Below are 26,318 nucleotides of genomic sequence, written 5' to 3'. Positions count from 1 at the left end.
CACCCGGTCACGACCCCGTCTTCTCCCACCCCCGCCGCTCCGGACGCGGTCCCACCCGGCGGGGGTCCTTGCTCCGGTACACCACGTACGGGCGGAACAGGTACTGCACGGGCGCACTGAACATGTGCACGAGCCGCGTGAACGGGATCAGCGCGAACAGGGCCATCCCCACCACCGCGTGGATCTGGTAGAGGACGGGGACGCCCGCCATCAGATCCGTGTCCGGCTGCAGGGTGAACAGGCTCCGCGCCCAAGGGGCGATCGACTCACGGTAGTTGTAGCCGTCGCCCGAGGCGTGCGTCAGCTTGGCCACCATGCCGAGCACGATCGCCGCGAACAGCACGAGGTACATCAGCTTGTCGTTGGCGGTCGTCGCCCGGAACACCGGCGCGTTCGTCCGCCGCCGGTAGAGCAGCAGCAGGATGCCGAGGACGAGCAGGACGCCCGCCGCCGTGCCCCCGTACAGCGAGAACAGGTGGTACGTGTGCTCCTTCACGCCCACCTTCTCCGTCCACGACTCCGGGACGAACAGCCCCACCAGGTGCCCGACGAGCACGAACAGGATGCCGTAATGGAACATCGGCGACGCGATGTTCAGGAGCTTCGACTCGTACACCTGCGAAGAGCGCGTCGTCCAGCCGAACTTGTCGTAGCGGTAGCGCCACAGGAGGCCTGCCACGAGCAGGACGACGGCCACGTACGGGATGACGCCCCAGAGCAGTGTTCTCATCAGTGCTCCCCGATCAGTGCGAAGGGTTCGAGGCCGACGTCCTCCCGCGGCGGCCCCGACCGGGCGAGCGCCTGTGCCGCCGCCCGGTCCTTCGGCGAGGGCCCCGGCAGCGTCGCGCACACCGCTTCGAGGATGGGCGCGTAGGGCGTGCCGAAGTCGGTGAGGGCGAGCCGCAGCAGTTCGAGGCCCGGCCGGTTCTCCTCCAGGAGGACCGGCCCCGCGTGCGCCGAGAACTCCAGGACGGCGGGCAGGAAGTCCGGCAGCTCCTCGCCGGTGAACTCCATGCCGTGCTCGCGGTAGACCTCCTTGAAGCGCACCAGCGCCATCCCGCGCCGCCGCGTGTCACCGTCGCGCCACCAGCTCAGGTACAGGCTGTGGCGGTTCTTGAAGTCGAAGACCTGGACGTAGTGCGCGGCGAGGCCGGACGGATCGGCCGCCGCCGCGTACGTCAGGAAACCGTTCAACTCCGGTGCGGCCGACGTCAGTTGCGGCAGCAGGCCGCGGAACTCCTCGTCCGGGTAGGACAGGCAGTGCGCGGCTGCCTGGTAGAGCACGGCGTTCTCGCTCACAGGGTGTCCTTCTCGGAGGCGGGGGGCTGCTCGTCGGCGGTCTGCCGGTCCCGCAGCGCGTGGAAGTTCTCGATGGTCACCAGCGGCAGCTGTTTGCGGCCCGAGTCCTGCCCGAAGGGGCCGTCGCCGCCCATCCCCGGACCGTCCTCGTAGTCGAGGCTGCACGAGTCCGGCAGCGCGGACTCCTCCAGGCGCTGCGCGTCACCGACCGCGGCGGTCGGGATGACGTAGCGGTCCTCGTACTTGGCGATGGCAAGGAGGTGGTACATCTCCTCGATCTCCTGGCCCGACATGCCCACGGCCTCGGCCACCGAACTGTCCGGCCGGTCACCGAGGTTGATGGCCCGCATGTGCGCCCGCATCGCCGCCAGCTTCTCCAGGGAGGACCGCACCGGACCCATGTCACCGGCCGTGAAGATCTCCGCCAGGTATTCGAGCGGGATGCGCAGGGTGTCGATCGCGCCGAAGAGGTTGTCCAGGTCCTCGCCGTCGTGCCCGGTCTCGCTCAGCGCGTCCACGACCGGGGAGAGCGGCGGGATGTACCAGACCATCGGCATCGTCCGGTACTCCGGATGCAGCGGAAGCGCCACCTTGTACGTGCTGATCAGCGCGCGCACGGGGGAGCGCCGCGCCGCCTCGATCCAGTCGTGGCCGATCCCGGCCTTCTCGGCCTCGCGCCGCACCTCGGGGTCCTCCGGGTCGAGAAACACCCCCAACTGGGCCTCGTACAGCGCCTTGTCGTCCTTGACGGACGCCGCCTCGGTCACCTTGTCGGCGTCGTAGAGGATCACGCCGAGGTAGCGCAGGCGCCCCACGCACGTCTCCGAGCAGACGGTGGGCAGCCCCACCTCAAGGCGCGGGTAGCACATCGTGCACTTCTCGGCCTTGCCGGTCCGATGGTTGAAGTACACCTTCTTGTACGGGCAGCCCGTCACGCACTTGCGCCAGCCCCGGCAGGCGTCCTGGTCGACCAGGACGATGCCGTCCTCCTCGCGCTTGTACATCGCCCCGGACGGGCAGGACGCCACACACGCCGGGTTCAGGCAGTGCTCGCAGATCCGCGGCAGATAGAACATGAAGGTCTGCTCGAAGGCGAACTTCACCTTCTCGGCGGCCTTCTCGCGCGTCTTGGCCACCATGGGGTCGAGATCGCCGTACTCCGTCGCGCCGCCCAGGTTGTCGTCCCAGTTCGACGACCACTCGATCTTCATGGGTTTGCCGCTGATCAGCGAGCGCGGCTCGGCGACCGGGTAGTCGTCGCCCAGCGGGGCGTCGGTGAGGTTCTTGTACTCGTACGTCCAGGGCTCGTAGTAGTCCTTGATCTCCGGCAGCTTGGGGTTGGAGAAGATCTCCAGGAGGGCCTTGATCCGGCCGCCGTTCTTGAGCTTCAGGGCGCCCCGCTTGTTCAGCTCCCAGCCGCCGCGCCACTTCTCCTGGTCCTCGTAGCGGCGCGGATAGCCCTGGCCGGGCCGGGTCTCGACGTTGTTGAACCAGACGTACTCCATGCCGTCCCGGTTGGTCCACGCCTGCTTGCAGGTGACGGAGCAGGTGTGGCAGCCGATGCACTTGTCGAGGTTCATGACCATCGCGATCTGTGCCATGACGCGCATGTGTCAGTACTCCACCTTCTGCGAGCGGCGGCGGATGACCGTCACCTCGTCGCGCTGGTTGCCCGTCGGGCCCAGGTAGTTGAAGGCCCACGACAACTGGGCGTAGCCGCCGATGAGATGGGACGGCTTGAGGATCAGACGGGTCAGGGAGTTGTGGATGCCGCCGCGCTTTCCGGTGGTCTCCGCCTTGGGGACGTTCACCGTGCGTTCCTGCGCGTGGTGCATGTAGACCGTGCCGGCCGGCATCCGGTGCGAGACGACCGCCCGTGCCACCACCACGCCGTTGCGGTTGACCGCCTCGATCCAGTCGTTGTCCTTCACGCCGATCGCGTCCGCGTCCTGCGGCGCCATCCAGATGCACTGGCCGCCCCGGGAGAGCGACAGCATGAAGAGGTTGTCCTGGTACTCGGAGTGGATGGACCACTTGTTGTGCGGGGTGAGGTAGCGGACCGTCACTTCCTTTTCGCCGTCCGGGCCAAGCCGTGGCTCCCCGAAGAGGCGGTTCATGTCCAGGGGCGGCCGGTAAACGGGCATCGCCTCGCCCAGCTCGTGGATCCAGTCGTGGTCGAGGAAGAAGTGCTGGCGCCCGGTGAGGGTGTGCCAGGGCTTCAGGTGCTCGGTGTTGAGCGTGAACGCCGTGTAGCGCCGGCCACCGGCCTCGCTGCCCGACCACTCGGGCGAGGTGATCACCGGCACGGGCGCCGCCTGGGTGTCCGCGTACGTGATGCGCTTGCCCTCGTGCTCGGCCGCCAGGTGCGCCATCTCCTGGCCCGTGCGCTCCTCCAGGGTGTGGAAGCCCTGCGTGGCCAGGCGGCCGTTCGTCGTGCCGGACAGGGCGAGGATCGTGTTCGCCGCCTTGACCGCCGTGTCCAGGGCGGGGCGCCCGTCGGCGGGGCCGCCGCGCACGACGCCGTTGCGCTCGCGCAGCTCGTCGACCTCCTGGTCGGGCCGCAGTGCGATGCCCTTCGCGGGCAGGCCGAGCTTCTCCGCCAGCGGGCCGAGCGCGGCGAACTTGGCGCCGATCGCCGTGTAGTCCCGCTCGACCACCGTCAGGCCCGGCATGGTCTTGCCCGGGATCGCCTCGCACTCGCCCTTGCGCCAGTCCAGGACGACACCGCCGGGCTGCGCGGTCTCGCCGGGGGTGTCGTGCTGGAGCGCGGTGGCGACGACGTCCTTGCGTACGCCGAGATGCTCCACGGACAGCTCGCTGAGCCGGTCCGCGATCGCCTTGAACGTGTCGAAGTCGGTGCGGGCCTGCCAGGGCGGGTCGACCGCGGGGGTGAAGGAGTGGACGTAGGGGTGCATGTCCGTGGAGGACAGGTCGTGCTTCTCGTACCAGGTCGCCGCGGGCAGGACCACGTCCGAGAGCAGCGTCGACGACGTCTGCCGGAAGTCCAGCGAGACGAGCAGATCGAGCTTGCCCTCGGGGGCCTCGTCCCGCCACGTCACCGTCGAGGGCCGCTCGTCCGGCGACGCCTCCTCCGCACGCAGCGAGGAGTGCGTGCCGAGCAGGTGCTTGGTGAAGTACTCCGCGCCCTTCGCGGACGAGCCGAGCAGATTGGCCCGCCACAGGGTCAGGACGCGCGGCCAGTTCTCCGGGGCGTCCGGGTCCTCGCAGGCGAAGTTGAGCGTGCCCGCCTTGAGCTCGTCGACGACGTTGGCGACCGGGTCACCAGAAGCCCCTGAAGTGTCGCCCAGATCAAGGGAGTTGCGGTCGAACGTCGGATACGAGGGCATCCAGCCGGTGCGCGCCGAAAGGGCCAGGCAGTCCGCGCCCGTCATCCCCGCGAACCGTCCCTCGCCAAGGGGCGAGGCGAGCACGTCCGCGGCGAACTTGTCGTAGCGCCACTGGTCGGTGTTCAGGAACCAGTACGCGGCGCCGATCATCTGCCGCGGCGGCCTGCTCCAGTCGTTGGCGCTGGCCAGCGTCGCCCAGCCGGTCGCGGGACGGCACTTCTCCTGCCCCACGTAGTGCGCCCAGCCGCCGCCGTTGCGGCCCTGGCAGCCGGTGAGCTGGAGCAGAGCCAGGAAGGCGCGGTAGATCGTCTCGGAGTGGAACCAGTGGTTGGTCCCCGCCCCCATGAGGATCATGCAGCGTCCATGCGACTTCTCGGCGGTCCGCGCGAACTCCCGCGCGATCTTCACCGCCTTCGCGGCCGGGACCGAGGTGTGCGCCTCCTGCCAGGCCGGGGTGCCGGGCGCGTCGGCATCCTCGTACGAGGAAGGCCACTCGCCCGGCAGGCCCTCGCGCCCGACGCCGTACTGCGCGAGCAGCAGGTCGAAGACCGTCGTGACCAGCGGCCCGTCCTGCCCGCCGAGCCGCGTGGCGGGCACCCCGCGGCGGACGATCTCACCACGCCCCTGACCGTGTGTGCCGCCCTCGGTGTCGAAGCGCGGGAGCAGCACCTCGACGCCCGTCGCGACATCGGAGTCGTGCAGGGAGAGCTGCGGCTTGATGTTGCCGAGCTCCAGATTCCACTTGCCCTTGCCGGAGTCGGTCCAGCGGAAGCCGAGCGAGCCGTTCGGCACGGCCGGCTGCCCGGTGTTCTCGTCGAGGACCGCCGTCTTCCAGTCGCCGCCCTCGCCGCTCTGCCCGAGGTCGGTGGCGCGCAGGAACTTCGACGGGACGTACGCGCCGTCCCGCTCGGCCAGCGTCACCAGGAAGGGCAGATCGGTGAACTTGCGCACGTAGTCGGTGAAGAAGTCCGTCTGCCGGTCGACGAAGAACTCCTTGAGGATGACGTGGCCCATCGCGATCGCCAGCGCGCCGTCCGTGCCGGGGTGCGGGTGCAGCCACTCGTCGGCGAACTTGGCGTTGTCGGCGTAGTCGGGCGCGACGACCACGACTTTCTGGCCCCGGTAGCGCGCCTCCGCCATCCAGTGCGCGTCCGGCGTCCGCGTCACCGGGACGTTCGAGCCCCACATCATCAGATACGCGGCGTCCCACCAGTCACCCGACTCCGGTACGTCGGTCTGGTCGCCGAACACCTGCGGCGAGGCGACCGGCAGGTCCGCGTACCAGTCGTAGAACGACAGCATGGGCGCGCCGATCAGCGACATGAAGCGGGCGCCCGCCGCGTGCGACACCATCGACATCGCGGGGATGGGGGAGAAGCCCGCGACCCGGTCCGGGCCGTGCGTCTTGATCGTGTGGACGTGCGCCGCCGCGATGATCTCGACGGCCTCGTCCCAGGTCGCCCGCACCAGACCGCCCTTGCCGCGCGCCTGCTGGTACGTCCTGCGCCGCTCCGGATCGCCCTGGATGTCCGCCCAGGCGAGCACCGGGTCCTTGAGCCGGGACTTCGCCTCGCGGTACATCTCCAGGAGCACGCCCCGCAGATACGGATAGCGCACCCGGGTCGGCGAGTACGTGTACCAGGAGAACGCGGCGCCGCGCGGGCAGCCGCGCGGCTCGTACTCCGGCCGGTCGGGGCCGACGGAGGGGTAGTCGGTCTGCTGGGTCTCCCAGGTGATGATGCCGTCCTTGACGTACACCTTCCAGCGGCAGGAGCCCGTGCAGTTCACGCCGTGCGTCGAGTTCACGACCTTGTCGTGGCTCCACCGGTCCCGGTAGAAGGCGTCCGCGTCCCGGCCGCCGACGAGGCCGATGCTGTGCAGGTCGGGGGCGGTGGTGCCGCGGCGGAAGAACTTCCCCGCGCGCAGCAGCGCGGCGCCGGGCTCGGTCGTCTCTGTCACGCTTGAGCTCCCTAGGTCTGCCTTTCAACGAACCTAGGCCCGGGGCGGCGGGGGCACACGGCGGCGACCGCCGTACGGGTTGTGCGCGCACCACCCGTGGCCGGCCGGGGCGCCGCCCTTACCTCTGACGTAATCGACCCCTGCTCGCGCGACCGGCACCGTGGTCCTCACGGATCCGGTCCGGCGCACTCCGGCCCGGATCCGGCTCCCTTCCCTTACGCAGCCTGGAGGCCGGACCCCATGTCGACGTACTCCGCACGCCCGCTCACCGCACTGGCCCGCACGAACGACCCGAAGACGATGCTGCGCCGCTTCCTCGCCCTGGACGCGGTGGTGACCACCGGGAACGGACTGGCCTACGCCGTCGCATCGGGCCCGCTCGGCCGCTTCCTCGGCGTCGACGCGGGGCTCCTGCTCGGCCTCGGCGTCTTCCTCACGCTGTACGGCGCGGGCGTCGGCTACCTCGCGGCACGCAAGAGCCCGCCCACGCTGCCCGTCCGTGGGGTGATCGAGGCGAACGCGGCCTGGGCGGTGCTCAGTGTCGTCGCCCTGGTCGCCTGGCTCTCGCCCAGCACCGCGGGCGCCGTGTGGGTTTCGCTCCAGGCGGTGGCCGTCGGGGGCTTCGCCGCTCTGCAGTATGCGGCGCTGCGGGCCGCGCGGTACTAGGGACCGCGCGGTACTGACCCTAGGAAGCCGACTGGAGGTACTTGACCGTCGCCGGGTCGGCCGGCAGGAGCGTCTCGATGGCCAGTTCGGCGACCGTCACGTCCATGGGGGTGTTGAAGGTCGAGATCGACGAGATGAAGGACAGCAGATGCCCGTCGTGCTCGATGCGCAGGGGCAGCGCGAAGTAGGGCACGCCGCTCTGCGGCCCGTCTGCCTCGAACACGTCGACACCGGGATCCGCCACCGGATACGCCGCGACCTCTTCGTACACCGCACGGAGACCGGCGGACCGCTGCAGCGCGATCTGCCGCTCCATCTGGTGCAGCAGATGCCCGCGCCACTCGCGCAGGTTGCGGATCCTGGGGGCGAGGCCCTGAGGGTGGAGCGTGAGCCGCATGGCGTTCAGCGGCGGTTGCAGGAGGTGCTCGGGGATGCCGTCGAGGATCATCGTGATGCCCTGGTTCGCGGCGACCACGTCGTACGTCGCGTCGACGACCAGGGCGGGGTAGGGCTCGTAGCCGCGCAGGAGCTGCTCGAGGCCCTCCCGCAGGGCGCCCATCGAGGGGTCGTCCATCGGGGTCTCCCGGAAGCGGGGTGCGTAACCGGCCGCCAGGAGCAGCGAGTTGCGGTCCCGCACGGGTACGTCCAGGTGCTCGGCGAGGCGCAGCACGATCTCCTGGCTCGGGCGCGACCTGCCGGTCTCGATGAAGCTGATGTGCCGCGCCGACGAGTCGGCGCGCAGGGCCAGCTCCAGCTGGCTCACCTTGCGCCGCTCGCGCCAGCCGCGCAGGAGCGGGCCGACGCCGGTACTTTCCCTGGTGGACACGGCAGTTGTCATACCCAGACAGTAATCGAAGGCATATGCGATGCGCCGGGTCCGGTCGGCGGCCTGATCAGGGCCTCGCGGGGGCCGATGTGTCAGGCTGAGGGGAACACGCTCACGTGTACGCCGCACGCACGCCGCAGGGCACACCGTGTGCACGCCGTACGGAGAGGAAGGGACGCGTCATGTCAGTCGAACCGCTGTCGCAGAAGGACGTGGAGGAGCGGCTCGCCGAGCTGCCCGGCTGGTCGCTCGAAGACGACAGGATCACCCGCTCCTTCCAACTCGGCTCGCACTTCGCGGCGACCGCGATGGTCGTCCACATCGCGCAGATCCAGGAGGAGCTGGGCCACCACTCCGAGCTGACACTGGGCTACAACACCGTCTCCCTGTCCGTGAACACGCACAGCGCGGGCGGCGCCCTCACCGCCCTCGACTTCGAACTGGCGGCCAGGGTCGAAGAGCTGGCCGTCGGGCACGGGGCGGTCTGAGCGCCGATGCTGGACTACGGCAAGGAAGCCGACCGCTATGACGCGTCGCGCGGCGGAGAGCCGCGCGCCGACGCCGCTGCCGACGCGGTCCGTGGCCTCCTGCCGCCGGACGCCCGCACCCTCCTGGACGTCGCCTGCGGCACGGGCCTGGTCACCCGGCGCCTCGCCGGGGCGGGCCTGCGGGTGACCGGGGTGGACTCGGCGCACACCATGGCGCGCATGGCGTCGGGACGGCTGCCGGGCGCCATCGTGCTGGGCGACAGCCGCAGCCTCCCGTTCCCCGACGCCTCGTTCGACGCCGTGTGCGCGGTGTGGCTGCTCCATCTGCTGTCCGGCGCCGAGGAGGCGGCAGCGGTCGTCGCCGAGTGCGCCCGGGTACTGCGGCCCGGCGGCGTGTTCGTCACGACCGTCGACAAGGCCGCCGCGCACGACGTGGGCAGCGACATCGACGCCGTGCTCGCGCCGCGCCCGGTGCGCCCCGCGGCCGACCGCGCCCAGGCGGTCGAGACGTACGCGGCAGCGCGGGGCCTGATACCGGCCGGCAGGTCCCGGTTCCAGGGGCACGGCCAGGGCCGCACGCCCCGGTCCACGGTCGAGGACCTCCACCGGGGCTGGTTCACGCAGGTCCCGCCCGACGGCCCCCTGGCCGCACGGCTCACGGAGGGACTCGCTGCCCTGCCGGACCAGGAAGTACCGCGCCCCGACCCGAGGTTCACGGTGATGTCGTTCCGGAGGCCGTCGGCCTGGTGAACCACATCGTCCAGTTGACCAGCCAGGTCTTCCCTTCGTCGAGAGAGAAGGCCTGCTCCCAGCGGGCAGGAGGCCTCCCATGCGCGGCTCCACCAGGGTGAGGCGGTCGTATGCCTCGCCCCGGGTGCGGCGGCCCGCCTGACGGGCCCGGCGGCCCGAGCTGCCGAGGCGACGGGCCACGCCGACCCTAGCCCGACCCGAAGTACTCGAACACCCGGAACTCCGTGAGGCGTTGGCTACGACGGCGGCGAAACTGCACGCCCGCTACTCCCCGCCCCCTTGAGATGGCGTTTGCTGAAACCGCAAGGCAACTGGCCAGAGAGGAGGCGGCGGCGCAGGCTGGAGGAGGCTCGGACCCCACCCTCCCCGACATATAAAACATACAAAGGCGGCGGCAAAAGATGGCCCACGACCACACCCACCAGCACGGCCACACCCACCAGCACGGCGGCCACCACCACGAGGACATCGACTGGGCGACCATGGGCCCGATGCTGGAGCGCAACGCGGAGCTCGCCGCCCCGCAGAACCGCGAGATCGCCGCGTGGCTGCGCACCTGGCAGCCGGAGCCCACGCTGATCGCGGACGTGGGCAGCGGCTCGGGCAGCATCTCCTTCCTCCTCGCCGAGATCTTCCCCAAGGCGCAGGTGATCGCGGTGGACCCGGCGGAGCCGCTCCTGGAGCGTGCGCGGGAGCGGGCCGCGCGTGAGGGCCTGACGGACCGGGTGAGCACACTCCAGGCCGAACTACCGGAGGGAATCGGCGCGTTGCCGCCCGCGGACCTCCTCTGGATCGGCCGGGCCCTGCACCACGTAGGCGACCAGGAGGGAGCACTGGCCGCCCTCGCGGACCGCCTGGCGCCGGGCGGTGCGATCGCACTCCTGGAGGGCGGCCTGAACCAGCGCAGCCTGCCCCGCGACATCGGCTTCGGCAGGCCGGGCCTCCAGACACGCTTCGACCTGGCGGACGACACGTGGTTCACGCGGATGCGCGCGGACCTGCCCGGAGCGCAGGCGGTCACGGAGGACTGGCCCACGCTCCTCACCGAGGCGGGCCTGCGCCACGCGGGCACCCGCTCGTTCCTCCTCGACCTGCCGGCCCCCGTCTCCGACACCGCCCGCGCCCAGATCATCTCCGAGCTCGCCCGCCGCAGGGAGATGCACGAGGACACCCTGGACCCCGACGACCTGACCACGGTCGACCGCCTCCTGGACGAGAACGACACCCGGAGCCTGCACCACAGGCCGGACGTGTTCCTGCTGTCGGCGCAGACGGTGCATGTGGGGGTCAAGGGCTGAGCCGCTGACGTATCTGCCCAAGAGTGGCTGCCCGAAGGGCTGTTGACGTTACCTTTTAGGCGACGGCGATCAGACTGCGGAGGGGAGCCGGGCTGTGAGCGAGCTGCTGCGATGGGAGTCCGACGAAGGCCCGGTCGTCGTGGAAGTGGATGCCCAGGACCCGGGTTTCAGGTCGGTGGCCCGCAGGAGCGATGGCAGCGAGATCCATGATGTCGAGGGGCACTTCGGGGCGGCGCTGAGCAACGTACGCGGCGCCGCCCTGTCCGCTCTGCAGACCTTTCGCACCGCCGCGCTCGATCCCGATGGGATCGAGCTCGAGTTCGGGGTGAAGTTGAGTGCTGTCGCGGGGGCCGTCATCGCGAAGACGGCCGCCGAGGGGCATTTGACCGTCAAGCTGACCTGGGCTCGGCGTGACGAGCCGGGTGAGCGGTGACGGTGCGGGGCGGATAATGCGAGGCATGGACTGGCGTGCCCGCATCGATACGGTCGACGGCGTCCCCCGAGGGGCCGGCATCCTGGTCGACGGCACGCGACTGATCACCTGTGCCCATGTCGTCGAAGGGCACTCGGCGGTATCCGTCACGCTGCCGCACATCACCGGCGCGCTGCCCGCGAAGGTGGCGTGGTCCGGTGACTGGCGACGCCTCGGGGACCGCGGGGACATAGCGGTGCTCGAACTCGCCCACCCGTTGCGCGTGGCACCCTGCGCGTTCGCCCCGCTCGATCTGCTGCGCTCCCAGCCGGGGCGTACTGCCCCCGAACTGCGCGCGCTGGGCTTCCCGTTCGGCCACGAGGAGTTCGGGACGCACGCCACGCTGACCACCAGCGCGGACCGCCTCCTCGGCCAGGAGTGGCTGGAGGTCGATGTCGTCCAGGCCCATCTGCGGCGCCTGGACGAGGGGTTCAGCGGTGCGGCGGTCTACGACCCGGAGTCCGGCAAGGTCGTCGGCATGGTCACCGACGCCGTGCTCGGCGGTGATCAGGAGGGGTACATCGGGCGGATGCTGCCCATCGAGACCATCCGACGCCACTGGGAGGACCTGGACGACTTCCTCGCTCTGGACTGGTTGCCGGCCGAGCCGCGCCGTGAACTGCGCGCCCTGTTCGAGGAGGTGCGTCTCGATGCCGACGCCCTCGAACTGCTCGTGCGGCGCGCCTTCCCCACCTTCCGCCGCCCGCTGCCGGCCTTCCGCTCGATCTGGCACGCCATCCGGTACGTCGGCGAGGAACTGACCGGCGACGAACGGCTGTTGCGGCTGCTGCGCGCGCTCAGGGCGCGGCTTCCGGAGGCGGACGTCGGAGCGTGGCTGCGGCGCTGGATGCCCGAGCACTGCGCGGACGAGGCGTACGACGGGAAGGCCGCGCGGCAGCAGCCGCCCGTGCCCGTCGGCTCCGTCATGTTCCGTGCGGAGTCGATGACCCGTGGCGCCGGCCTCGACCTCACCGTGTGCACGGTGATCGACGGCGTGCCCGTCGGCTCGTCGGGGCCCGTCAGGATCCGCCCACGGCAACTCCGTACGAAGGTCGAGGCGATGCTCGCCGACCAGATCGGCAAGGTGCACGAATGCGACTGGATGCTGGAGTTCGTGGTCCCGGAGCGGCTGATGAGCGAGCCCTTCGAGGAATGGCAGATCCACGAACCGGGGGCGGCGCGCCCCCGCCCCATGCGCACGGTGCCCGTGGTGGTCCGGCACATGGACCGTCTCAAGCCGCTCACCGTCTCCCGCCTGACCCGCAGGCGCTGGGAGACGGTGCGGGCCCGCGGCGAGACCCGGCCCCGGCGCGTGACCTGCGAACTGCCCTACGGCTACGACGAGTTCCACGACTGGCTGGACGCGGACGACGAGGTGTGCGCCCTCGCGTATGCCGCGACGCCCATGGGGGACTGGCTCTCGGCAGCCCTGGACACCGGCGTGCCGATCATGCTGTGGAGACGGCACGACTGCGGCGAGGGCGGCCACGCGCAATGCGCCCCGGAGAAATTCCTCGACCGGCTCACGGAGGCGGTGGCGGTCCTTGACCCCGACCGGCTGCCGTTCGAGGTCATGCGGCTGCGCAAGGAGGCCCGCTCCCCGGACAAGGGGGATGCCGAGCACTGCGGGCACCGGCTGACGCTCTTCTGGGACGACCCGGAGCGCAAGCCGGATCCACCGCTGGCGATGGGAACACGGGGAGACCAGTGAGGACACCGAGCCTGAGGAGAGCAGTGAGCACCGGCAGCGCGGGGCGTATGAGGAATTCGGGGAGTACGGGAAGCGCAGGGAGTACGGGGAGCGTGGAGCGTGCCTGACATTGCCGAGACGGCGTCCAACTGGCGCATCTACTCCGGGAGTCGCGTTCCGCACGACGGCATCGACCGCCTCCCGGCCCCGCCCCCCTGGCGCACCTTCACCGGCGGCCCGCCCCTGCGCACCCCGCCCGGCGACTCCGGCAACCCGCACGCGGCCGTCAGCTACCGCCCGAGCGAGGACGCGATCCGCCAGGTCAACGCCGCGCTCTATCTGCGCAGGCCGCTCCTGGTGACCGGCGCGCCCGGCACCGGCAAGTCATCCCTCGCGTACGCGGTGGCCCATGAGCTCGGCCTCGGGAAAGTCCTGCACTGGCCCATCACCAGCCGGATCACCCTCCGGGACGGCCTGTACGAGTACGACCCGCTCACGCGGCTGTACGCGGCGGAGCGCGGACGCCGTGAGGACGAGTCCGGCTCCCCGGGCGACGACATCGGGGACTATCTGCGCCTCGGCCCCCTCGGCACGGCGCTGCTCCCGTATGAGCGCCCGCGCGTCCTGCTCGTCGACGAGATCGACAAGAGCGACATCGACCTGCCCAACGACCTCCTCACCATCTTCGAGAAGGGGTCCTACGAGATCGTCGAGCTGGCCCGCCGTGCCGCGCCGACGGCCCGAGTGATGACGGCCGACAGCACGACCGACCGCGTGGAGATCCGCGACGGCACGGTCAGTTGCCGTGCTTTCCCGCTCGTCGTCATGACGAGCAACGGTGAGCGCGAATTCCCGCCGGCCTTCCTGCGGCGCTGTGTGACCGTGGATCTGAAACAGCCCGCGAGCGTGGCGGAGCTGACGGCGATCGTCCGTGAGCACCTCGGCCCCGTGGTCGAGGGCGAGGAGGGCGAACTCCCGGCAGGTGTACGGGACATCATCGACCGGTTCTTCGAGCGGCGCAGCGGTGGTCTGCTCGCGAACGACCAGCTCCTCAACGCCATCTACATGTGCCATCACGCCGCGTTCAGTGAACCGCCGGAAACCGTGCGGGAGTTGGCGGACCAGGTGATGCCGTTCCTGAGCAGCGAGGCGACGCGCTCCGATGGAGACTGAGCGGCTGCGGAAACTGCGGGGCCTGCTCGACACCCTGGGGCCCCACGTCACTCCGCTGGAGCTCGCGGAGATGCTGTGGCTCGCGGAGCGACTGCCTCCCGGTGAGGGGGAGGGGGCCGGCGAGGGCGAGGGCGGTGGTGAAGACGCCGACTGGCCCGCGCGCTGGAACGCCGTGGCAGGGTCGGCGCTCGAAAGGGCGGGCCACACGCCGGCGCAGTGGCAGTTGGACGACGATCCGGAGGCCGGCCACCCCGATGCCCGCGCTGCGCCGGACGGCGAGGAACCGCCCGGCGACCCGCATCGCGCGGCCCTGCACATCCCGCGCGGCGCCCCGCGCCCCGGCACCGACGCCGACGACGTCCTCGTCCCCGCCCCCCAGGCCCTGCGTCACGAACTGGACATCCAGCGCGCCCTGCGGCCCCTCAAGCAGCGTGTCCCCGACCGGCGCCGCCGCGTCCTGGACGAGGAGGCGACGGCCGCGCGGGCCGCACTCCACACGGGTTCTCGCCCCTGGGCGCCGGTCATGGCCCCCGCCACCGACCGCCTCCTGAGCCTGGCGCTCGTCGTCGACACGGGTCCGGCGATGGCGGTGTGGCGCCCGCTCGCGCGTGAACTGCGCGAGGCGATGCAGCGCACCGGCGCGTTCCGGGACGTGCGGCTCTGGCGCCTGGCCGACGTCGGTCCGAGCGTCTGCGTCCGCTCCTCGCCCGGAGGCCCCGCGCTGCCCCCGGCGGCCATGGTGGACCCGACGGGCCGCCAGGTGACCCTGGTGCTCAGCGACTGCTCGGGCCCGCACTGGTGGGGCGGGCGCGCGGCCCCCGCCCTGCATCTGTGGGCCAGGCGTGGCCCCACCGCCATCCTGCAGCCCCTCCCCGAACGCCTCTGGCGCCGCACGGCGGCCCCCGCGATCCCCGGCAGGGCGATCGCGTCCAGGGCGGGCGCCCCCAACACCGCGCTGCGATTCACCCCGCACGACGGCCGGTCCGGACGCCCCGCACCGGACGCGGTCCCCGTGCCCGTCCTGGAACTGACCCCCGAGTGGCTGGCCGACTGGGCGGGCCTGGTCACCGCGTCGGGCGATCACCACCGGGACACGGCGGTGACGTACGTGAGCGTGGCGCAACCACCTCACGTCCAACCCCTGGCCTCAGAGGGGGACTTGACGATCACCGAGCGCATCCTCCGCTTTCAGGCTGCCGCCTCGCCCACGGCGGTGGACCTGGCGGCGCATGTCGCCCTGTCGGTGCCCGCGCTGCCGGTGATGCGGCTGATCCAGCAGCGGGTGACACCGGGCTCGCGCTCCAGCGACCTCGCGGAGGTTCTGCTGAGCGGCCTCCTGGAGCCGGTCGATCCGGAGCGGGGCCTGTACGACTTCGTGCCGGGCGCCAGAAGCGCCCTCCTTGAAACCCTGCCCCGCCCCGAGTCACTGGCGGTCGCCGAACTGCTGAACCGGATCGGCGCGGAGATCGAGACCAGGGCCGGTTCGACGCCCCGGGCCTTCAGGGCGGTCGTGCCGGTGGCGGAAGGGACAGGGGCCCGCGCGCTGGGGGATGCGGGCCAGCCCTTCGCGCTGGTGAGCGAGGAGGCGTTGGGGCTGCTGCGGGGGCGGGCGATCCGGGTGGCGGAGCGGCCGGTGGGCGGGGGGAGTGCTGTCCGCGGGGCGGGGCCGGATCCGTACGACACCGATCGTGGGACCTCCCCGGTCCTTTCGCCGTCCGTGCTCGGTGGCTTCGATCCGCCCGCCAGTGTTCCGCGCGTGCCGGGTCTGACGAATGTGGCGGCGGGGCGGGAGCAGTTCATCGGCAGACAGGATGCACTGGAGCGCTTGGACCTGGAACTGCTCACCCGGAGTGCAGAGTCCACGGTGCCTCACAGAGCTGTCGTCCACGGCATGGGAGGCGTGGGCAAGACCATGCTGGCGACGGAGTGGGCGGTTGGTGTGGCGCGGGCAGATATGTTGGGGCCCGTGTGGTGGGTGCGCGCGGACTCACCCGCCTCGATCGTCAAGAGTCTCTCCGGCCTGACCCGCGCCCTGCAGCCCTCGGTCCCGGAATTCCTGGCCAGGGAGGGGCGCTGGGAGTGGGCCCTCCAGTGGCTGACCTCGCACGAGGACTGGGTCCTCGTCTTCGACGGTGTGGAGAAGCCCGAGGACGTACGCGTCCTGCTGTCCCGGCTGGGCACGAACGGCAGCGTCCTGATCACCAGCCGCCTGGCCACCGGATGGGAGGAGATCGCCACACCCATGGAGCTCGACGTCCCCGAACTGGCCGAAACCGTCGAGATGTTCACCGAGCGCGCGGGCGGGGAGCGGGCCGAGGTGGAGCTGCTGTGCGAAGCACTCGGGCGGTATCCGCTCGCCCTGGCACAGGCGGCCGCGTACGTCGCGTCGACCGGCGTATCCGTCGCTGAGTACCGCGCCATGATCGAGGCGCAGATGGACCGGCTGGGAGACGCCGAGGACAGCAGCTCTGCGTCGCTCAGTATCAGCGACAACTTGAGGCAGAGCCTGCGAACCGTCAGCACTCCGACGGCGAGGCGACTCATGCAGATCCTCGCTTGGTACGGATTCGATGACATTCCCGTCGACCTGCTGACCGGAGCTCGGCTCAAGGAGTCGGAAGTCGCCGACGCACTACGGCTTCTGTCGGGCGCCGGCCTCATCGCCCGTCGGCCCGGGATGGTCCGTGTGCACCGACTGATCGCTGCGCTTGCGCGCGTATGGGACACCGGCGAGGAGGACGAGAGCAGTGCGCAGGAGAACCGGGCGGCCCGGCAGGCGGCTGCCCGCTGCCTCGCGGAGGCCGTCCCCGACGACGCTGACGACCCGGTGGGCTGGCCCCGCTGGCGCGCGCTTCTCCCGCACATCGAGGCGTTCGCCGATCATTCCCCGCCCGAGGACGACGACGAGACCTTCGGTTCCCTTCTCGCGGAGACGGCCCGGTTCCTCATGGCACAGGGCCAGTTGGAACAAGCCCTGAACTTCCTCCGGAGAGCGTCGGAGTCCTTGCAGAGAATCCTGGGGGAGGACAGTTCCCGGGCGCAGCACGCCACGACACTGCTCGCCGAGGCGTATGTGTCGTCGGGTGACATGCCGCGGGCGCTTGCGCAGCTCAGGGACGTGCGGGCCGCGATGGACCGGGCGGGGAGAGCTGAGGACGACCCGGAGAGGCTCGCGCTGCGAGCGGACCTCGCCCGCGCGTACCTGGCATCGGGAGCGACGAAGCGGGCGGTCAAGGAGCTGGAGGTGACGCGTTCCATCGCGGCCCGGAGCTGGGGAAAGGACCATCCGGCGACCGTTCCGCTGCTGGCACGGCTCGCGAGCGCCTACCTGGCGGACGAGGCGTGGGACCGAGCGGTGGCCGCGTACGAGGAGGCGCTCGCCGGTCACCGGCGGGTGTGGGGCGACCGGGCGCCGTCCACACTCGCCGTGCAGGGCGAGCTGGCCCTCGCGTTCGACAAGGTGGGGGACCCGGCGCGAGCGGTGGAGGAGCTCCGGCAGGTGGTGGCCGGTTACCAGGCAGTCCTGGGCGAGGGACATCCGCGTACGTTCACGACGGTGGCGTCCCTGGCGGGCCTGTACGAGCGCGTGGGCGTCCTGGGCCAGGCCATCGAGATGTACGAGGACGCTGTGGCGCACAGCGCCGAAGCGCTCGGGGAGGACCACCCGCAGACACGGGACCTGAAGGACCGGCTGGCCCGCGCATGCCTCCTCGACGGAAACCTGCAGCGGGCGGTTCCGCTGTACGAGGAGGCGCTGTCCACCAGTGGTGAGGCCCTGGGCCACGATCACCCGGACACGCTGCGGGCAGCCGCGGCGCTGGCCGAGGCCTATCGGCGCGGCGGGTTCAAGGAGAAGGCGATCGCGTTGTACGAACGGACGCTGGCCAAACGGATCAGCGTGCTCGGCGCATCGCACGTCGAGACCCGCAGGACGTACGGCGATCTGGCCGAAGCGCTGCTGGCGGTCGGCGAAGCCCGGCGCGCGGTCGCGCTGTTGGAGACGACGCTGGACGAGCGCATGACCAGCCTGGGCGACGTGCATCCAGGAACCCTGCGCACCCGCCATCAACTCGCGGACGCCTACCAGCAGGCCGGAGAGCCGGAAGCGGCGAGCGTGCTGTATCAAACGGCATTGGCCGGCCTGAAGGGCTCACTGGGCGAGGATCACCTGCGGACCCACGAGGCCAGGGCGGATCTCGCGCACGCCCTCGCCGCGGACGGCGACATGGAGGGCGCCATCAGGCAACTGAGCCGGGCGGCCCAGGGAATCGCCCGCGAGCTCGGGGAGGACGCCGAGGAGACGGTCGCCGCTCGCGAGACCCTGGCCCAGTGGCAGGAGCTCCGCTCCTGATCACCGGGCCAGAATCTCGTACGAGGGAAAACGTCGGGCCTCGGACCCCGAACCTAGGACCTCAGGCCCCGAACGTGACCGGATCCGGCCCCAGCCGCCGGTCCTCGTTCAGCGCGCTGATCGCCGCCATGTCCTCGGAGTCCAGCTCGAAGTCGAAGACGTCGATGTTCTCCTTGATCCGCGACGGGGTCACGGACTTGGGGATCACCACGTTGCCGAGCTGGATGTGCCAGCGCAGCACGGCCTGGGCCGGCGTGCGGCCGTGCTTCCGGGCGATCGCGACGATCGCCGGGACCTCCAGGAGGCCCTTGCCCTGGCCGAGCGGGGACCAGGCCTCCGTGGCGATGCCCTGCTCCGCGTGGAACTCGCGGGAGGCACGCTGCTGGAGGTGCGGGTGGAGCTCGATCTGGTTGACCGCGGGGACGACCGACGTCTCGGCGAGAAGCTGCTCCAGGTGCTCGGGCAGGAAGTTCGAGACGCCGATGGACTTGGCGCGGCCGTCGGCCTGGATCTTCTCGAAGGCCTTGTACGTGTCCACGGCGAGGCCCTTGGAGGGCAGCGGCCAGTGGATCAGGTACAGGTCCACGTGGTCGAGACCGAGCTTCTCCAGGGATGCGTCGAAGGCGCGGAGCGTCGAGTCGTATCCCTGGTCGTTGTTCCAGAGTTTCGTCGTGACGAAGAGCTCATCGCGGGCGATGCCCGAAGCGGCGATGGCTTTGCCGGTGCCCTCTTCGTTGCCGTAGATGGCAGCGGTGTCGATGCTGCGGTACCCGGCCTCCAGCGCCGTCGCGACGGCGGACTCGGCCTCGTCGTCCGGGACCTGCCAGACGCCGAAACCGAGCTGCGGCATCTCGACGCCATTGTTCAGGATGATCGGGGGGACCTTGCTCACGAGCTTTCGATCCTTAAGTCGTCGGGTGGTACTCCCATGGTCAACGATCAGGTGCGGTGCTGCATTCCATGACCACTCCCGGGTGAAGTCCGGGCGTTTTTGGTCCGCACCATTGACCGCGTTCCGTCATACCGCGACTCTATTGCACGTCACTGAACGCAGAACACTCATGTGAACGCCGGGTGAATACCCCGCGACGACTTCAGAACCCCTACTGACGACTCCTGAACCCCCACTTTTTCAGGAAGGCAGCCACACGCACATGAAGGAAGACCGGAACCCCACCACGCCCGAAGTGGCCAAAGCCGTCACCGCCTGGCAGACGCCCGAGTACGAGGTCGTGGAGACCGTACTCGAAGTGACCGCGTACCGCGGCGCCGACCGGTAATCCCGCCGGCACGCCTCGCTCGCCGTCCGCGCGAGGGAGGGACGCTGGTACGTCGTCAATGCCACCCCCGACATCTGTGAGCAGATCGAGGAATGCGAGTGCGTCGAGCGGTGGTGTGAGCGGCTCGCGGGACGCATGGAACTCGTGTGGGTGGCGCCCGACTACGTGGACGGCATCGCGAAGCCCTGCATGGGCGGCTGGGGTGCCATCTCGCTGACCGTCGCTCCGGTCCGCACGGTGCTCCCGTGCCCGGCAGCCGGTGAGCTGGTCCGACCCGAGGCGCCGAACGTCAAGGGCCACCAACTGGGCTGGACTTCGGCGGCTGCCGCTGCCAGGCGTACGCCCTGACCGGCGACGGCTCCCGCACGGACCCCGCCTGCCACCGCTCGCCGGACCACGGGGCGGTCCGCGCCCTCGTCGACGGCGCGGGAGGCCGGGCGGGCGACTTCGCCTACCGGGCGTCCCCGAAGACATAACCCCTCACCTCGCGGCGGGACACCATCCCACTCCCGCGTCCAAAGATCGTTAGGAACCCTTCCTAACGGCACATCTCACCCGACACTCACCAAAGCGCCTCACCACTCGAAGGAGAGCACACCCCCCATGTCTCACACCCCCCGCAGAACGGCCACCGCACTGGCCGCGGCCGGCGTCCTCGCGACGACGGCATCCCTCGCCCTGGCCGCCCAGTCCTCGGCCGCACCCCCGGCGGCGCAGGCCGAGGCAACACAGGCCAGGGCCGCCGGCACCATTCACGCCGCTCCGTACGAGTACCTCGGCTGGGGCAGCCCGCAGAAGCCCACCGACGTGATGGCCGCGACCGGCGTCAAGTGGTTCACCCTCGCCTTCATCTTGTCCGACGGCGGCTGCAACCCGGCCTGGGACGGCAACCGCCCGCTCAAGGGCGGCTCCGACGAGTCCGCCATCAAGTCCATACGCGGCGCCGGCGGAGACATCGTCGTCTCCGTCGGCGGCTGGAGCGGCGCCAAGCTCGGCGAGAAGTGCGCCAGCGCCACCGCGCTCGCCGGGGCGTACCAGAAGGTCATCGACGCCTACAAGCTCAAGGCGTTCGACATCGACATCGAGGACACCGAGTTCAGCAACGCGACCGTGCGGCAGCGCGTCGTCGATGCCTTGAAGATCGTGAAGCAGAAGAACCCCGGGATCGTCACGTACGTGACCATGGGGACGACCCCGAACGGCCCCGACGCCACCGGCAAGGACCTCATCAAGCGCGGTGCAGCGGCCGGGCTCGACAACAACGCGTGGGTCGTCATGCCGTTCGACTTCGGCAGTCACAGCGGCTCGATGGGCGATGCCTCGGTCGGTGCGCTGGAAGGCCTGAAGAACGCGGTCAAGAGCGCCTACGGCTACAGCGACGCCGACGCGTACAAGCGCATCGGCGTCTCCTCGATGAACGGCAAGACCGACGTGGCGGGCGAGACCGTCACCACGAATGACTTCAAGCAGATCCTCGCCTACGCGAAGCAGCACCACATCGCGCGGTTCTCCTTCTGGGCCGTCAATCGCGACCGTGACTGCTCGTCAGGCGGCAGCGCCGGGGACTCGTGCAGCGGGGTGTCGCAGGCTCCCTACGACTTCACCAAAATCGTCGCGCAGTACGGGGGCTGAGCGATGAACCGCGTCATGACGACGAACAGCAGGACGAACTTCAGGACGAACAGGAGCATGGAGAGGGCCGCTCTGCTCGGGGCCACCGCTCTGGTGGCCGGCCTCATGCAGTACGCCCCGTCGTCGACGGCGCGGTCTACATGGCGGCGTTGAAGGGCGACCAGCTCTGGCTCTCCACCACCAACGCCGACAACAACGGTGGACAGCCCGGCGGTTCGGACGAGATATTCAGCGTGACCATCGGCTAGACCGCGGTGGTCCCGAGGTACGCGTCCCGCACCCTGGGGTCCGCCCGTACCTCGGCCGCCGCACCCTCGGCCAGGACACGGCCGAGGTCGAGGACCACCACGCGGGCGCAGAGCCCCATCACGAAGGCGACGTTGTGCTCCACGAGGAGCACGGCGCAGTCTTCCTCGTCCGCGAGGTGCCGGATGACGGCCGACAGGTGGCCTCGCTCGTCGGCCGTCATTCCGGAGGCGGGCTCGTCCAGGAGCAGCACCCTGGGCGGGTCCGCCACCGCGCGTGCCAGTTCCACCATGCGGGCCCGGCCGACGGGAAGCGCGCCCGCGTAATCGTCGGCGAGGCCCTCAAGTCCGCACTCGCGCAACACGGTTGAGGCGCGGGTCCGCCTGTGTCTTTCATGCGTACGCCGGGTGGGCGCCGCGAGCAGATCCGCGGCGAATCCGCCACCGCCGCCGCGCCACTCCTGCGCGACGAGCAGATTGTCGGCGACCGTGAGCTGCCCGAAGAGCTGCTGGCGCTGGAAGGTGCGCCGCATGCCGTGGCGGGCGCGCCAGACGGGCGAGCGGCGGGAGATGTCGACGCCGTCGAGCAGGACGCGCCCCTGGTCGGGGCGGCGGATGCCGGAGACGACGTCGAACAGGGTGGTCTTTCCCGCCCCGTTGGGGCCGATGAGACCGCAGACCTCGCCGGGGCGCAGGCTCAGGTCCACGCCGGTGAGCGCGTGGACACCGCCGAAGCGGACGCCGATGCCGGAGGCTTCCAGGATGCGGTCGCTCATGGCCGTCCCACTCCTTCGCTGTGGCCCTGCGCGGCGATGCCCAGATAGGCCTCGGTGAGCTGGTCCGCCCGGACCTCGGAGCGCGGTCCGCACCAGGAGACCCGGCCCTGGGCGAGGTAGGCGACGGTGTCGGCGACGCCGAGGATTTCGGCGGCCTTCTCCTCCACCAGGAGCAACCCCGTTCCGGCGTCGCGGAGTTCGGCGAGCAGCCGGAAGACCTCGTCGACCACGCGGGGGGCGAGGCCGAGGGACGGCTCGTCCGCGATCAGCACGTCGGGTGGGCGCTGGAGGAGGGGCGCGAGGGCGAGGAGCTGCTGTTCTCCTCCGGAGAGGGACCCGGCGGTGACCTTGCGCCGGGCGGCGAGTCCGGGGAACCGGGTGTAGACGGCGTCGCGGGCGTCCGGCCGGGGGAGGTGCAGGGTGAGGTTCTCCTCGATGGTGAGGGCGGGGAAGATGCCGCGGCCCTCGGGGGCGAGGACGACTCCCGCCCGGGAGCGCCGGACAGCTCCGTGCCGGGTGGCGTCCGCCCCGGCGACGTAGATCTGCCCCTGGGTGGGGGCGATGAGCCCTGCCGCGACCCGGCAGATCGTGGACTTACCAGCCCCGTTGGGGCCGAGGAGGGCGACGATCTCGCCCGGGTGAACGGTGAGGGTCACGCCGTGCAGGACGGGGGCGCCGTCGTAGCCCGCGTGGAGGTCGCGGAGGGCGAGGGCGGAGGGTATTCCCTCGCGGGTCCCGCCCCTCCCCGCGTTCGGCCCCGCCACCACCGGTGGCCGTCGACCACCGTCTCCACCGAGTTCGTCCTCGAACGCCGGACGTGAGGCCACCCCACCCCGTCCGAGTCGTCGCCGGTGCAACCGTACCGAGACCGCCGCGCAGTACCCGTCCGGATCGTTCGCCAGGGCGAGGCCCGCGAGGCCGAACAGGATTACCGGCAGTTGCACCGACTCCGTCACGTAGTCGGCGACCAGGTGCGGAACGATCGCGAAGACGAGCCCCGCCACCACCGCGAACTGCGGCCTGCGTACCCCGGCGGCCACCACCACGGCCAGCCACACGAGCCCCGTCATCGCGGTGAAGTCCGTGGCCGTGATCCGCGTGTTGAACGACGCGTACATCACGCCGCCGAACCCCGCGAGCCCCGCCGACAACGTGAACAGCAGCAGCTTCGTCCGCACCACCGAGACGCCGGAGGCCATCGCCGCCGCCGGGGCGGACCGCACCGCCAGCATCGCCCGCCCCGTAGCCGACCCGCGCAGCGCACTGAGCGCGGCCACGGCCACCGCCACGAGGACGACCATCGCCACACCCATCGCGCGGTCGTCGCTCAGGTCGACGGGCCCGAAGACGGCGCGCGGGATCTCCCACCCGGTGTCGCCGTTCCTCAACCACCCCATCTGGAAGAGGACTTGGTCGGCGAGGAAGGCCAGCGCGAGGGTGGCGAGCGCCAGCGACCTGCCCCCGAGACGCAGCGCGGGCAGCGCCACCAGCGCGCCGAGCACCGCCGCCCCGCACGTCCCCACCAGGGCCGCGGCGATGAACGGCCACCCATGGCTCATCAGCAGGCCCGCCACGAGGGCAGCACCCGTCACGAACGTCGCCTGCGCCAGGGACACCATCGCGCCGAGGCCCGTCACCACGGTGAAGGAGACGAAGACGAGGGAGATGGCGAGGCCCTGCGCGAGGATGCCGCTCCAGAAGGGGGTGGTGACCGTGTAGAAGGACAGCGCGAGCAGCGCACCTCCCACGGCCCACGGCCCCCACCTGCGCATCCACGACTTCCCTGCGAGATAGTCGATCGGCGGCGCGTCCACCGCCGCCGTGCCCGCCGTACGCTGCCGCCGCGTCATGAGGAGCAGCCCGGCGAAGAGGATGAGGAAAGGCACCGCCGTGCGGAAGCCGGTGATCTTCTCCGCGAAATCGGCGTACCCGACGACCAGGTTCTGCAAGACGCCCAGACCGAGCCCGCCCGCGAACGCCAGCGGGATCGACATGAAACGCCCGAGCACCGCTGCCGTGGCCGACACGAACAGGAAGAGGGTGAAGTCGTGCGACGAGAGACCGAGCAGCGGCGTCGCGAGGACTCCCGCGAGGCCCGCGAGCCCTGACGACAGCATCCACGCCACCGACGAGAGCCGGTCCGCGCTCATGCCCCGCAGTTCCACGAGCGAGCGGTTGTCGACCGCGGCCCGCAGCCGGAGCCCGAGCGGTGTGTGCCGCATCAGGATCCACAGGCCGATCGCGACCACGGCCGTCGCGACCCAGGTGATGAGCTGGTCGGAGTCGATGCCGACGCCGTCCATGAGCTGCCAGTTCCTGGCGGGGCTCGGCCCGACGCCCGGCAGCCCGAACTGGTTCTCGGCCGGTTTGACGGACGCGCCCGCGTCCTCCAGGAGCTCCACCACCCACAGCCCCAGCGCGGGCAGCGCGACGAGCAGCCCGATCGTCGCCACGATCTGCGCGGTCTCGCCCACCCGCGCCAGCTTGCGGAACATCAGCCGGTCAAGGCCCCAGCCGAGCGCGGGCGCCACGACACAGACGAGGAGCAGCGCCGTCGGCACGGCGGGCCAGCCGAAGCCGGAGTGGAGTTCGTAGAAGGAGAGCGCGCAGAGGTAGGCGGTCGCACCGTGCGCGAAGTTGAAGAGACCGGAGGCGGAGTAGGACAGGACGAGGCCCGTCGCGAGCAGCGCGTACAGGGCGCCGGAGACGAGACCGCTCAGCACGAATCCCAGCAGGTCGGACATGGATGACACGCCCCTCTACTAGAAGGCCCGCTACTTGAAGGGGATGGGGTCGTAGCACGTGAAGGGCGCCGAGACCGAGTACTTCCCGCCCTTCAGCCGCACCAGGGCGCCGCAGCCGAACGACTCCTTCTGCCCCTTGGGCAGGCTGCGGTCGCCGACCATCGTGTCCTTGTCGGAGAAGCCGTTCGCCGCCTTCTGGAAGGAGCTGACCGTCAGGTCCTTGCCCGTCTTCTCGGCGATCGAGAGGAAGAGGTCGGCCGACATATAGCCGGTCATCATGTGCATGTTGAGCGGGACGTCCTTGCCCGCCGTCTTCCTGATGTCCGCCTTGAACTGCTTCATCGCCGCGCTGTTCTGCTCGAACGGCTGGAAGGCAAGCAGGATGTGCACGCCGTCGAGCGCCTTCTTCGTCGCGCTCTTGGCGAGGAGGCCGGGGTCGTAGTCGGTCGGGTCCGTGAGCACGCCCTTGAAGCCGGAGCGCTTGACGGCCGTGAACAGACCGATGTTGTACGGGGTCTGCATCACGGAGACGACCACGTCCGGCGCCTTGCCGCCGTCGGAGCGCAGGATCTCCTTGGTGTACGCCGACCAGTCGCTCGGCACGGAGGTCGCGGGCACGGTCGACTTGGCGTACGTCACCTTGTAACCGGCCGCCGCGAAGCTCTGCTTGTAGGTGCGGATGGCGAAGGTGCCCGCGTCGTTGTCGTTGGCGAGGATGGCCACGGACTTGCCCTTCGAGCCGTCCGTCACCTTCTTCAGGCCCTCGGGCCAGCTCTGGGTGATGGTGCCGCCCGGCATCGGGACCATGCAGCCGCCGTAGCCGTACATGTAACTCGGCCCGCAGAAGGGCGGGATGGTGCCCCAGCCGAACGTCGGGACCTTCTGCTTCTGGAGGAAGTCCGCGCCGGAGAAGGTGGCCGAGCTCATCGGCGAGACCGCGAACACCTTGTCCTGCTGCACGAGTTTGCGGGCCGCCGCGAGATTCTTGCCCGGGTCCTGGCCGTCGTCCTCGGCGCCCAGGTAGTCGATCTTCCGTCCGTGTACGCCGCCTGCGGCGTTCGCGCGGTCGAAGCGCGCCTTCGCGCCGAGGTCGGTGTCCTTCTTGCTGTAGCCGCTCGCGGTCGTCATCGAGACGATGCCGCCGACCTTGATGGCGTCGGCGGTCACGCCGCGCACGGAGCCGCCCGCCTTGTCACCGTCGCTCGAACCGGTGCTGTTGGAGGCGGAGTTGCAGGCAGTGGCGAGCAGCAGTGCGGCCACGGTGGCGGTGATGGTGCGGATCGGTCGCGACACGGTTCGAGCCCCCTGGAGTCGAAGTGGGG

The 26,318-nt window shown here is 70.6% G+C and carries 21 protein-coding genes; 11 read left to right on the top strand and 10 right to left on the bottom strand.

The genetic code is table 11. From position 1 onward, the window contains the following. Positions 1-7 precede the first annotated feature (7 nt). Genes narI through AB0E78_RS10210 form a run of 4 tightly spaced genes read right to left on the bottom strand, consistent with a single transcriptional unit; the run spans position 8 to position 6,605 of the window. Positions 8-730 carry a respiratory nitrate reductase subunit gamma gene (gene narI, locus AB0E78_RS10225; protein ID WP_361830211.1) on the bottom strand — a complete coding sequence of 241 codons (723 nt, stop codon included), beginning with the start codon at positions 728-730 and terminating at the stop codon, positions 8-10. Then, positions 730-1,299: a nitrate reductase molybdenum cofactor assembly chaperone gene (narJ, locus tag AB0E78_RS10220; protein WP_361830210.1), complete on the bottom strand. Its 570-nt coding sequence runs from the start codon at positions 1,297-1,299 to the stop codon at positions 730-732. Before narJ ends, narI begins: the two co-directional genes overlap by 1 nt. Next, on the bottom strand, positions 1,296-2,909 hold the full coding sequence (gene narH / locus AB0E78_RS10215; RefSeq protein WP_361830208.1) for a nitrate reductase subunit beta: 1,614 nt from the start codon (positions 2,907-2,909) through the stop codon (positions 1,296-1,298). Before narH ends, narJ begins: the two co-directional genes overlap by 4 nt. Positions 2,910-2,912: 3 nt before the next feature. Further along, complete coding sequence (locus tag AB0E78_RS10210) at positions 2,913-6,605, bottom strand: nitrate reductase subunit alpha (protein ID WP_361830206.1); 3,693 nt, start codon at positions 6,603-6,605, stop codon at positions 2,913-2,915. A gap of 240 nt (positions 6,606-6,845) precedes the next feature. Here AB0E78_RS10210 and AB0E78_RS10205 point away from each other — a divergent pair, with 240 nt between their 5' ends. Continuing rightward, positions 6,846-7,271, top strand: a complete 426-nt coding sequence (locus AB0E78_RS10205) for a hypothetical protein (protein ID WP_361830204.1) — start codon at positions 6,846-6,848, stop codon at positions 7,269-7,271. A 19-nt stretch (positions 7,272-7,290) separates the two neighbouring features. Here the strand turns inward: AB0E78_RS10205 and AB0E78_RS10200 are convergent, their stop codons facing one another. Then, on the bottom strand, positions 7,291-8,109 hold the full coding sequence (locus AB0E78_RS10200; RefSeq protein ID WP_361830203.1) for a helix-turn-helix transcriptional regulator: 819 nt from the start codon (positions 8,107-8,109) through the stop codon (positions 7,291-7,293). A gap of 170 nt (positions 8,110-8,279) precedes the next feature. Between AB0E78_RS10200 and AB0E78_RS10195 the strand changes: the two genes are divergently transcribed. The 7 genes from AB0E78_RS10195 (at position 8,280) to fxsT (ending at position 18,319) form a co-directional block, all read left to right on the top strand. Next, the gene (locus tag AB0E78_RS10195; RefSeq protein WP_361830202.1) at positions 8,280-8,585 is read left to right on the top strand and encodes a 4a-hydroxytetrahydrobiopterin dehydratase; all 306 of its coding nucleotides are present in this window, start codon (positions 8,280-8,282) and stop codon (positions 8,583-8,585) included. A 6-nt stretch (positions 8,586-8,591) separates the two neighbouring features. Beyond that, the gene (locus tag AB0E78_RS10190; RefSeq protein WP_361830201.1) at positions 8,592-9,335 is read left to right on the top strand and encodes a class I SAM-dependent methyltransferase; all 744 of its coding nucleotides are present in this window, start codon (positions 8,592-8,594) and stop codon (positions 9,333-9,335) included. A gap of 401 nt (positions 9,336-9,736) precedes the next feature. After that, a complete protein-coding gene (locus AB0E78_RS10185) occupies positions 9,737-10,633 on the top strand; it encodes a class I SAM-dependent methyltransferase (RefSeq protein WP_361830199.1) in 897 nt (298 codons plus the stop codon). 94 nt (positions 10,634-10,727) lie between these two features. Continuing rightward, positions 10,728-11,066, top strand: a complete 339-nt coding sequence (locus tag AB0E78_RS10180) for a CU044_2847 family protein (protein ID WP_361830197.1) — start codon at positions 10,728-10,730, stop codon at positions 11,064-11,066. Between the two features lie 25 nt (positions 11,067-11,091). After that, entirely contained in the window at positions 11,092-12,816 is a 1,725-nt protein-coding gene (locus tag AB0E78_RS10175) for a trypsin-like peptidase domain-containing protein (protein ID WP_361830195.1), read from the top strand. A gap of 99 nt (positions 12,817-12,915) precedes the next feature. Continuing rightward, positions 12,916-13,968: a MoxR family ATPase gene (locus AB0E78_RS10170; RefSeq protein ID WP_361830193.1), complete on the top strand. Its 1,053-nt coding sequence runs from the start codon at positions 12,916-12,918 to the stop codon at positions 13,966-13,968. Continuing rightward, the gene (gene fxsT, locus AB0E78_RS10165) at positions 13,958-18,319 is read left to right on the top strand and encodes an FxSxx-COOH system tetratricopeptide repeat protein (protein ID WP_361830191.1); all 4,362 of its coding nucleotides are present in this window, start codon (positions 13,958-13,960) and stop codon (positions 18,317-18,319) included. The genes AB0E78_RS10170 and fxsT overlap by 11 nt, the downstream gene beginning before the upstream one ends. Before the next feature lie 61 nt (positions 18,320-18,380). Here fxsT and AB0E78_RS10160 read toward each other — a convergent pair whose 3' ends face one another. Then, positions 18,381-19,169, bottom strand: coding sequence for an aldo/keto reductase (locus AB0E78_RS10160; protein WP_361830455.1), 789 nt, complete (start codon positions 19,167-19,169; stop codon positions 18,381-18,383). A gap of 304 nt (positions 19,170-19,473) precedes the next feature. On the opposite strand from AB0E78_RS10160, the gene AB0E78_RS10155 reads away from it, so the two are divergent. From AB0E78_RS10155 to AB0E78_RS10145, 3 genes are all read left to right on the top strand, one after another. Continuing rightward, positions 19,474-19,599: a pyrroloquinoline quinone precursor peptide PqqA gene (locus AB0E78_RS10155; protein WP_361830189.1), complete on the top strand. Its 126-nt coding sequence runs from the start codon at positions 19,474-19,476 to the stop codon at positions 19,597-19,599. Between the two features lie 135 nt (positions 19,600-19,734). After that, positions 19,735-19,947 carry a hypothetical protein gene (locus AB0E78_RS10150; RefSeq protein ID WP_361830187.1) on the top strand — a complete coding sequence of 71 codons (213 nt, stop codon included), beginning with the start codon at positions 19,735-19,737 and terminating at the stop codon, positions 19,945-19,947. 255 nt (positions 19,948-20,202) lie between these two features. Further along, on the top strand, positions 20,203-21,231 hold the full coding sequence (locus AB0E78_RS10145; protein WP_361830185.1) for a chitinase: 1,029 nt from the start codon (positions 20,203-20,205) through the stop codon (positions 21,229-21,231). Here AB0E78_RS10145 and AB0E78_RS10140 read toward each other — a convergent pair. From AB0E78_RS10140 to AB0E78_RS10125, 4 genes are all read right to left on the bottom strand, one after another. Then, positions 21,192-21,338: a hypothetical protein gene (locus AB0E78_RS10140; protein WP_361830183.1), complete on the bottom strand. Its 147-nt coding sequence runs from the start codon at positions 21,336-21,338 to the stop codon at positions 21,192-21,194. The two genes, AB0E78_RS10145 and AB0E78_RS10140, sit on opposite strands and share 40 nt — an antisense overlap. Positions 21,339-21,475: 137 nt before the next feature. Then, on the bottom strand, positions 21,476-22,252 hold the full coding sequence (locus AB0E78_RS10135; RefSeq protein ID WP_361830181.1) for an ABC transporter ATP-binding protein: 777 nt from the start codon (positions 22,250-22,252) through the stop codon (positions 21,476-21,478). Then, positions 22,249-24,996, bottom strand: coding sequence for an ATP-binding cassette domain-containing protein (locus AB0E78_RS10130; protein ID WP_361830180.1), 2,748 nt, complete (start codon positions 24,994-24,996; stop codon positions 22,249-22,251). The genes AB0E78_RS10135 and AB0E78_RS10130 overlap by 4 nt, the downstream gene beginning before the upstream one ends. Before the next feature lie 30 nt (positions 24,997-25,026). Then, complete coding sequence (locus AB0E78_RS10125) at positions 25,027-26,289, bottom strand: ABC transporter substrate-binding protein (protein WP_361830179.1); 1,263 nt, start codon at positions 26,287-26,289, stop codon at positions 25,027-25,029. Positions 26,290-26,318: the final 29 nt, after the last annotated feature.

Source organism: Streptomyces sp. NPDC032198 (assembly GCF_040636975.1).
Taxonomy (GTDB): Bacteria; Actinomycetota; Actinomycetes; order Streptomycetales; family Streptomycetaceae; genus Streptomyces.
The sequence above is the reverse complement of the archived record's forward strand: the minus strand, read 5'-3'. Positions and strand labels throughout refer to the sequence as shown.

Coding starts and splice junctions, on each gene's coding strand:
- AB0E78_RS10200 (WP_361830203.1), bottom strand. CDS start 8,109: ATGACAACTGCCGTGTCCACCAGGGAAAGTACCGGCGTCGGCCCGCTC.
- AB0E78_RS10195 (WP_361830202.1), top strand. CDS start 8,280: ATGTCAGTCGAACCGCTGTCGCAGAAGGACGTGGAGGAGCGGCTCGCC.
- AB0E78_RS10205 (WP_361830204.1), top strand. CDS start 6,846: ATGTCGACGTACTCCGCACGCCCGCTCACCGCACTGGCCCGCACGAAC.
- narI (WP_361830211.1), bottom strand. CDS start 730: ATGAGAACACTGCTCTGGGGCGTCATCCCGTACGTGGCCGTCGTCCTG.
- AB0E78_RS10155 (WP_361830189.1), top strand. CDS start 19,474: ATGAAGGAAGACCGGAACCCCACCACGCCCGAAGTGGCCAAAGCCGTC.
- AB0E78_RS10135 (WP_361830181.1), bottom strand. CDS start 22,252: ATGAGCGACCGCATCCTGGAAGCCTCCGGCATCGGCGTCCGCTTCGGC.
- AB0E78_RS10145 (WP_361830185.1), top strand. CDS start 20,203: ATGTCTCACACCCCCCGCAGAACGGCCACCGCACTGGCCGCGGCCGGC.
- AB0E78_RS10140 (WP_361830183.1), bottom strand. CDS start 21,338: ATGAGGCCGGCCACCAGAGCGGTGGCCCCGAGCAGAGCGGCCCTCTCC.
- AB0E78_RS10175 (WP_361830195.1), top strand. CDS start 11,092: ATGGACTGGCGTGCCCGCATCGATACGGTCGACGGCGTCCCCCGAGGG.
- AB0E78_RS10185 (WP_361830199.1), top strand. CDS start 9,737: ATGGCCCACGACCACACCCACCAGCACGGCCACACCCACCAGCACGGC.
- AB0E78_RS10150 (WP_361830187.1), top strand. CDS start 19,735: ATGGAACTCGTGTGGGTGGCGCCCGACTACGTGGACGGCATCGCGAAG.
- AB0E78_RS10160 (WP_361830455.1), bottom strand. CDS start 19,169: ATGCCGCAGCTCGGTTTCGGCGTCTGGCAGGTCCCGGACGACGAGGCC.
- fxsT (WP_361830191.1), top strand. CDS start 13,958: ATGGAGACTGAGCGGCTGCGGAAACTGCGGGGCCTGCTCGACACCCTG.
- AB0E78_RS10130 (WP_361830180.1), bottom strand. CDS start 24,996: ATGTCCGACCTGCTGGGATTCGTGCTGAGCGGTCTCGTCTCCGGCGCC.
- AB0E78_RS10190 (WP_361830201.1), top strand. CDS start 8,592: ATGCTGGACTACGGCAAGGAAGCCGACCGCTATGACGCGTCGCGCGGC.
- narH (WP_361830208.1), bottom strand. CDS start 2,909: ATGCGCGTCATGGCACAGATCGCGATGGTCATGAACCTCGACAAGTGC.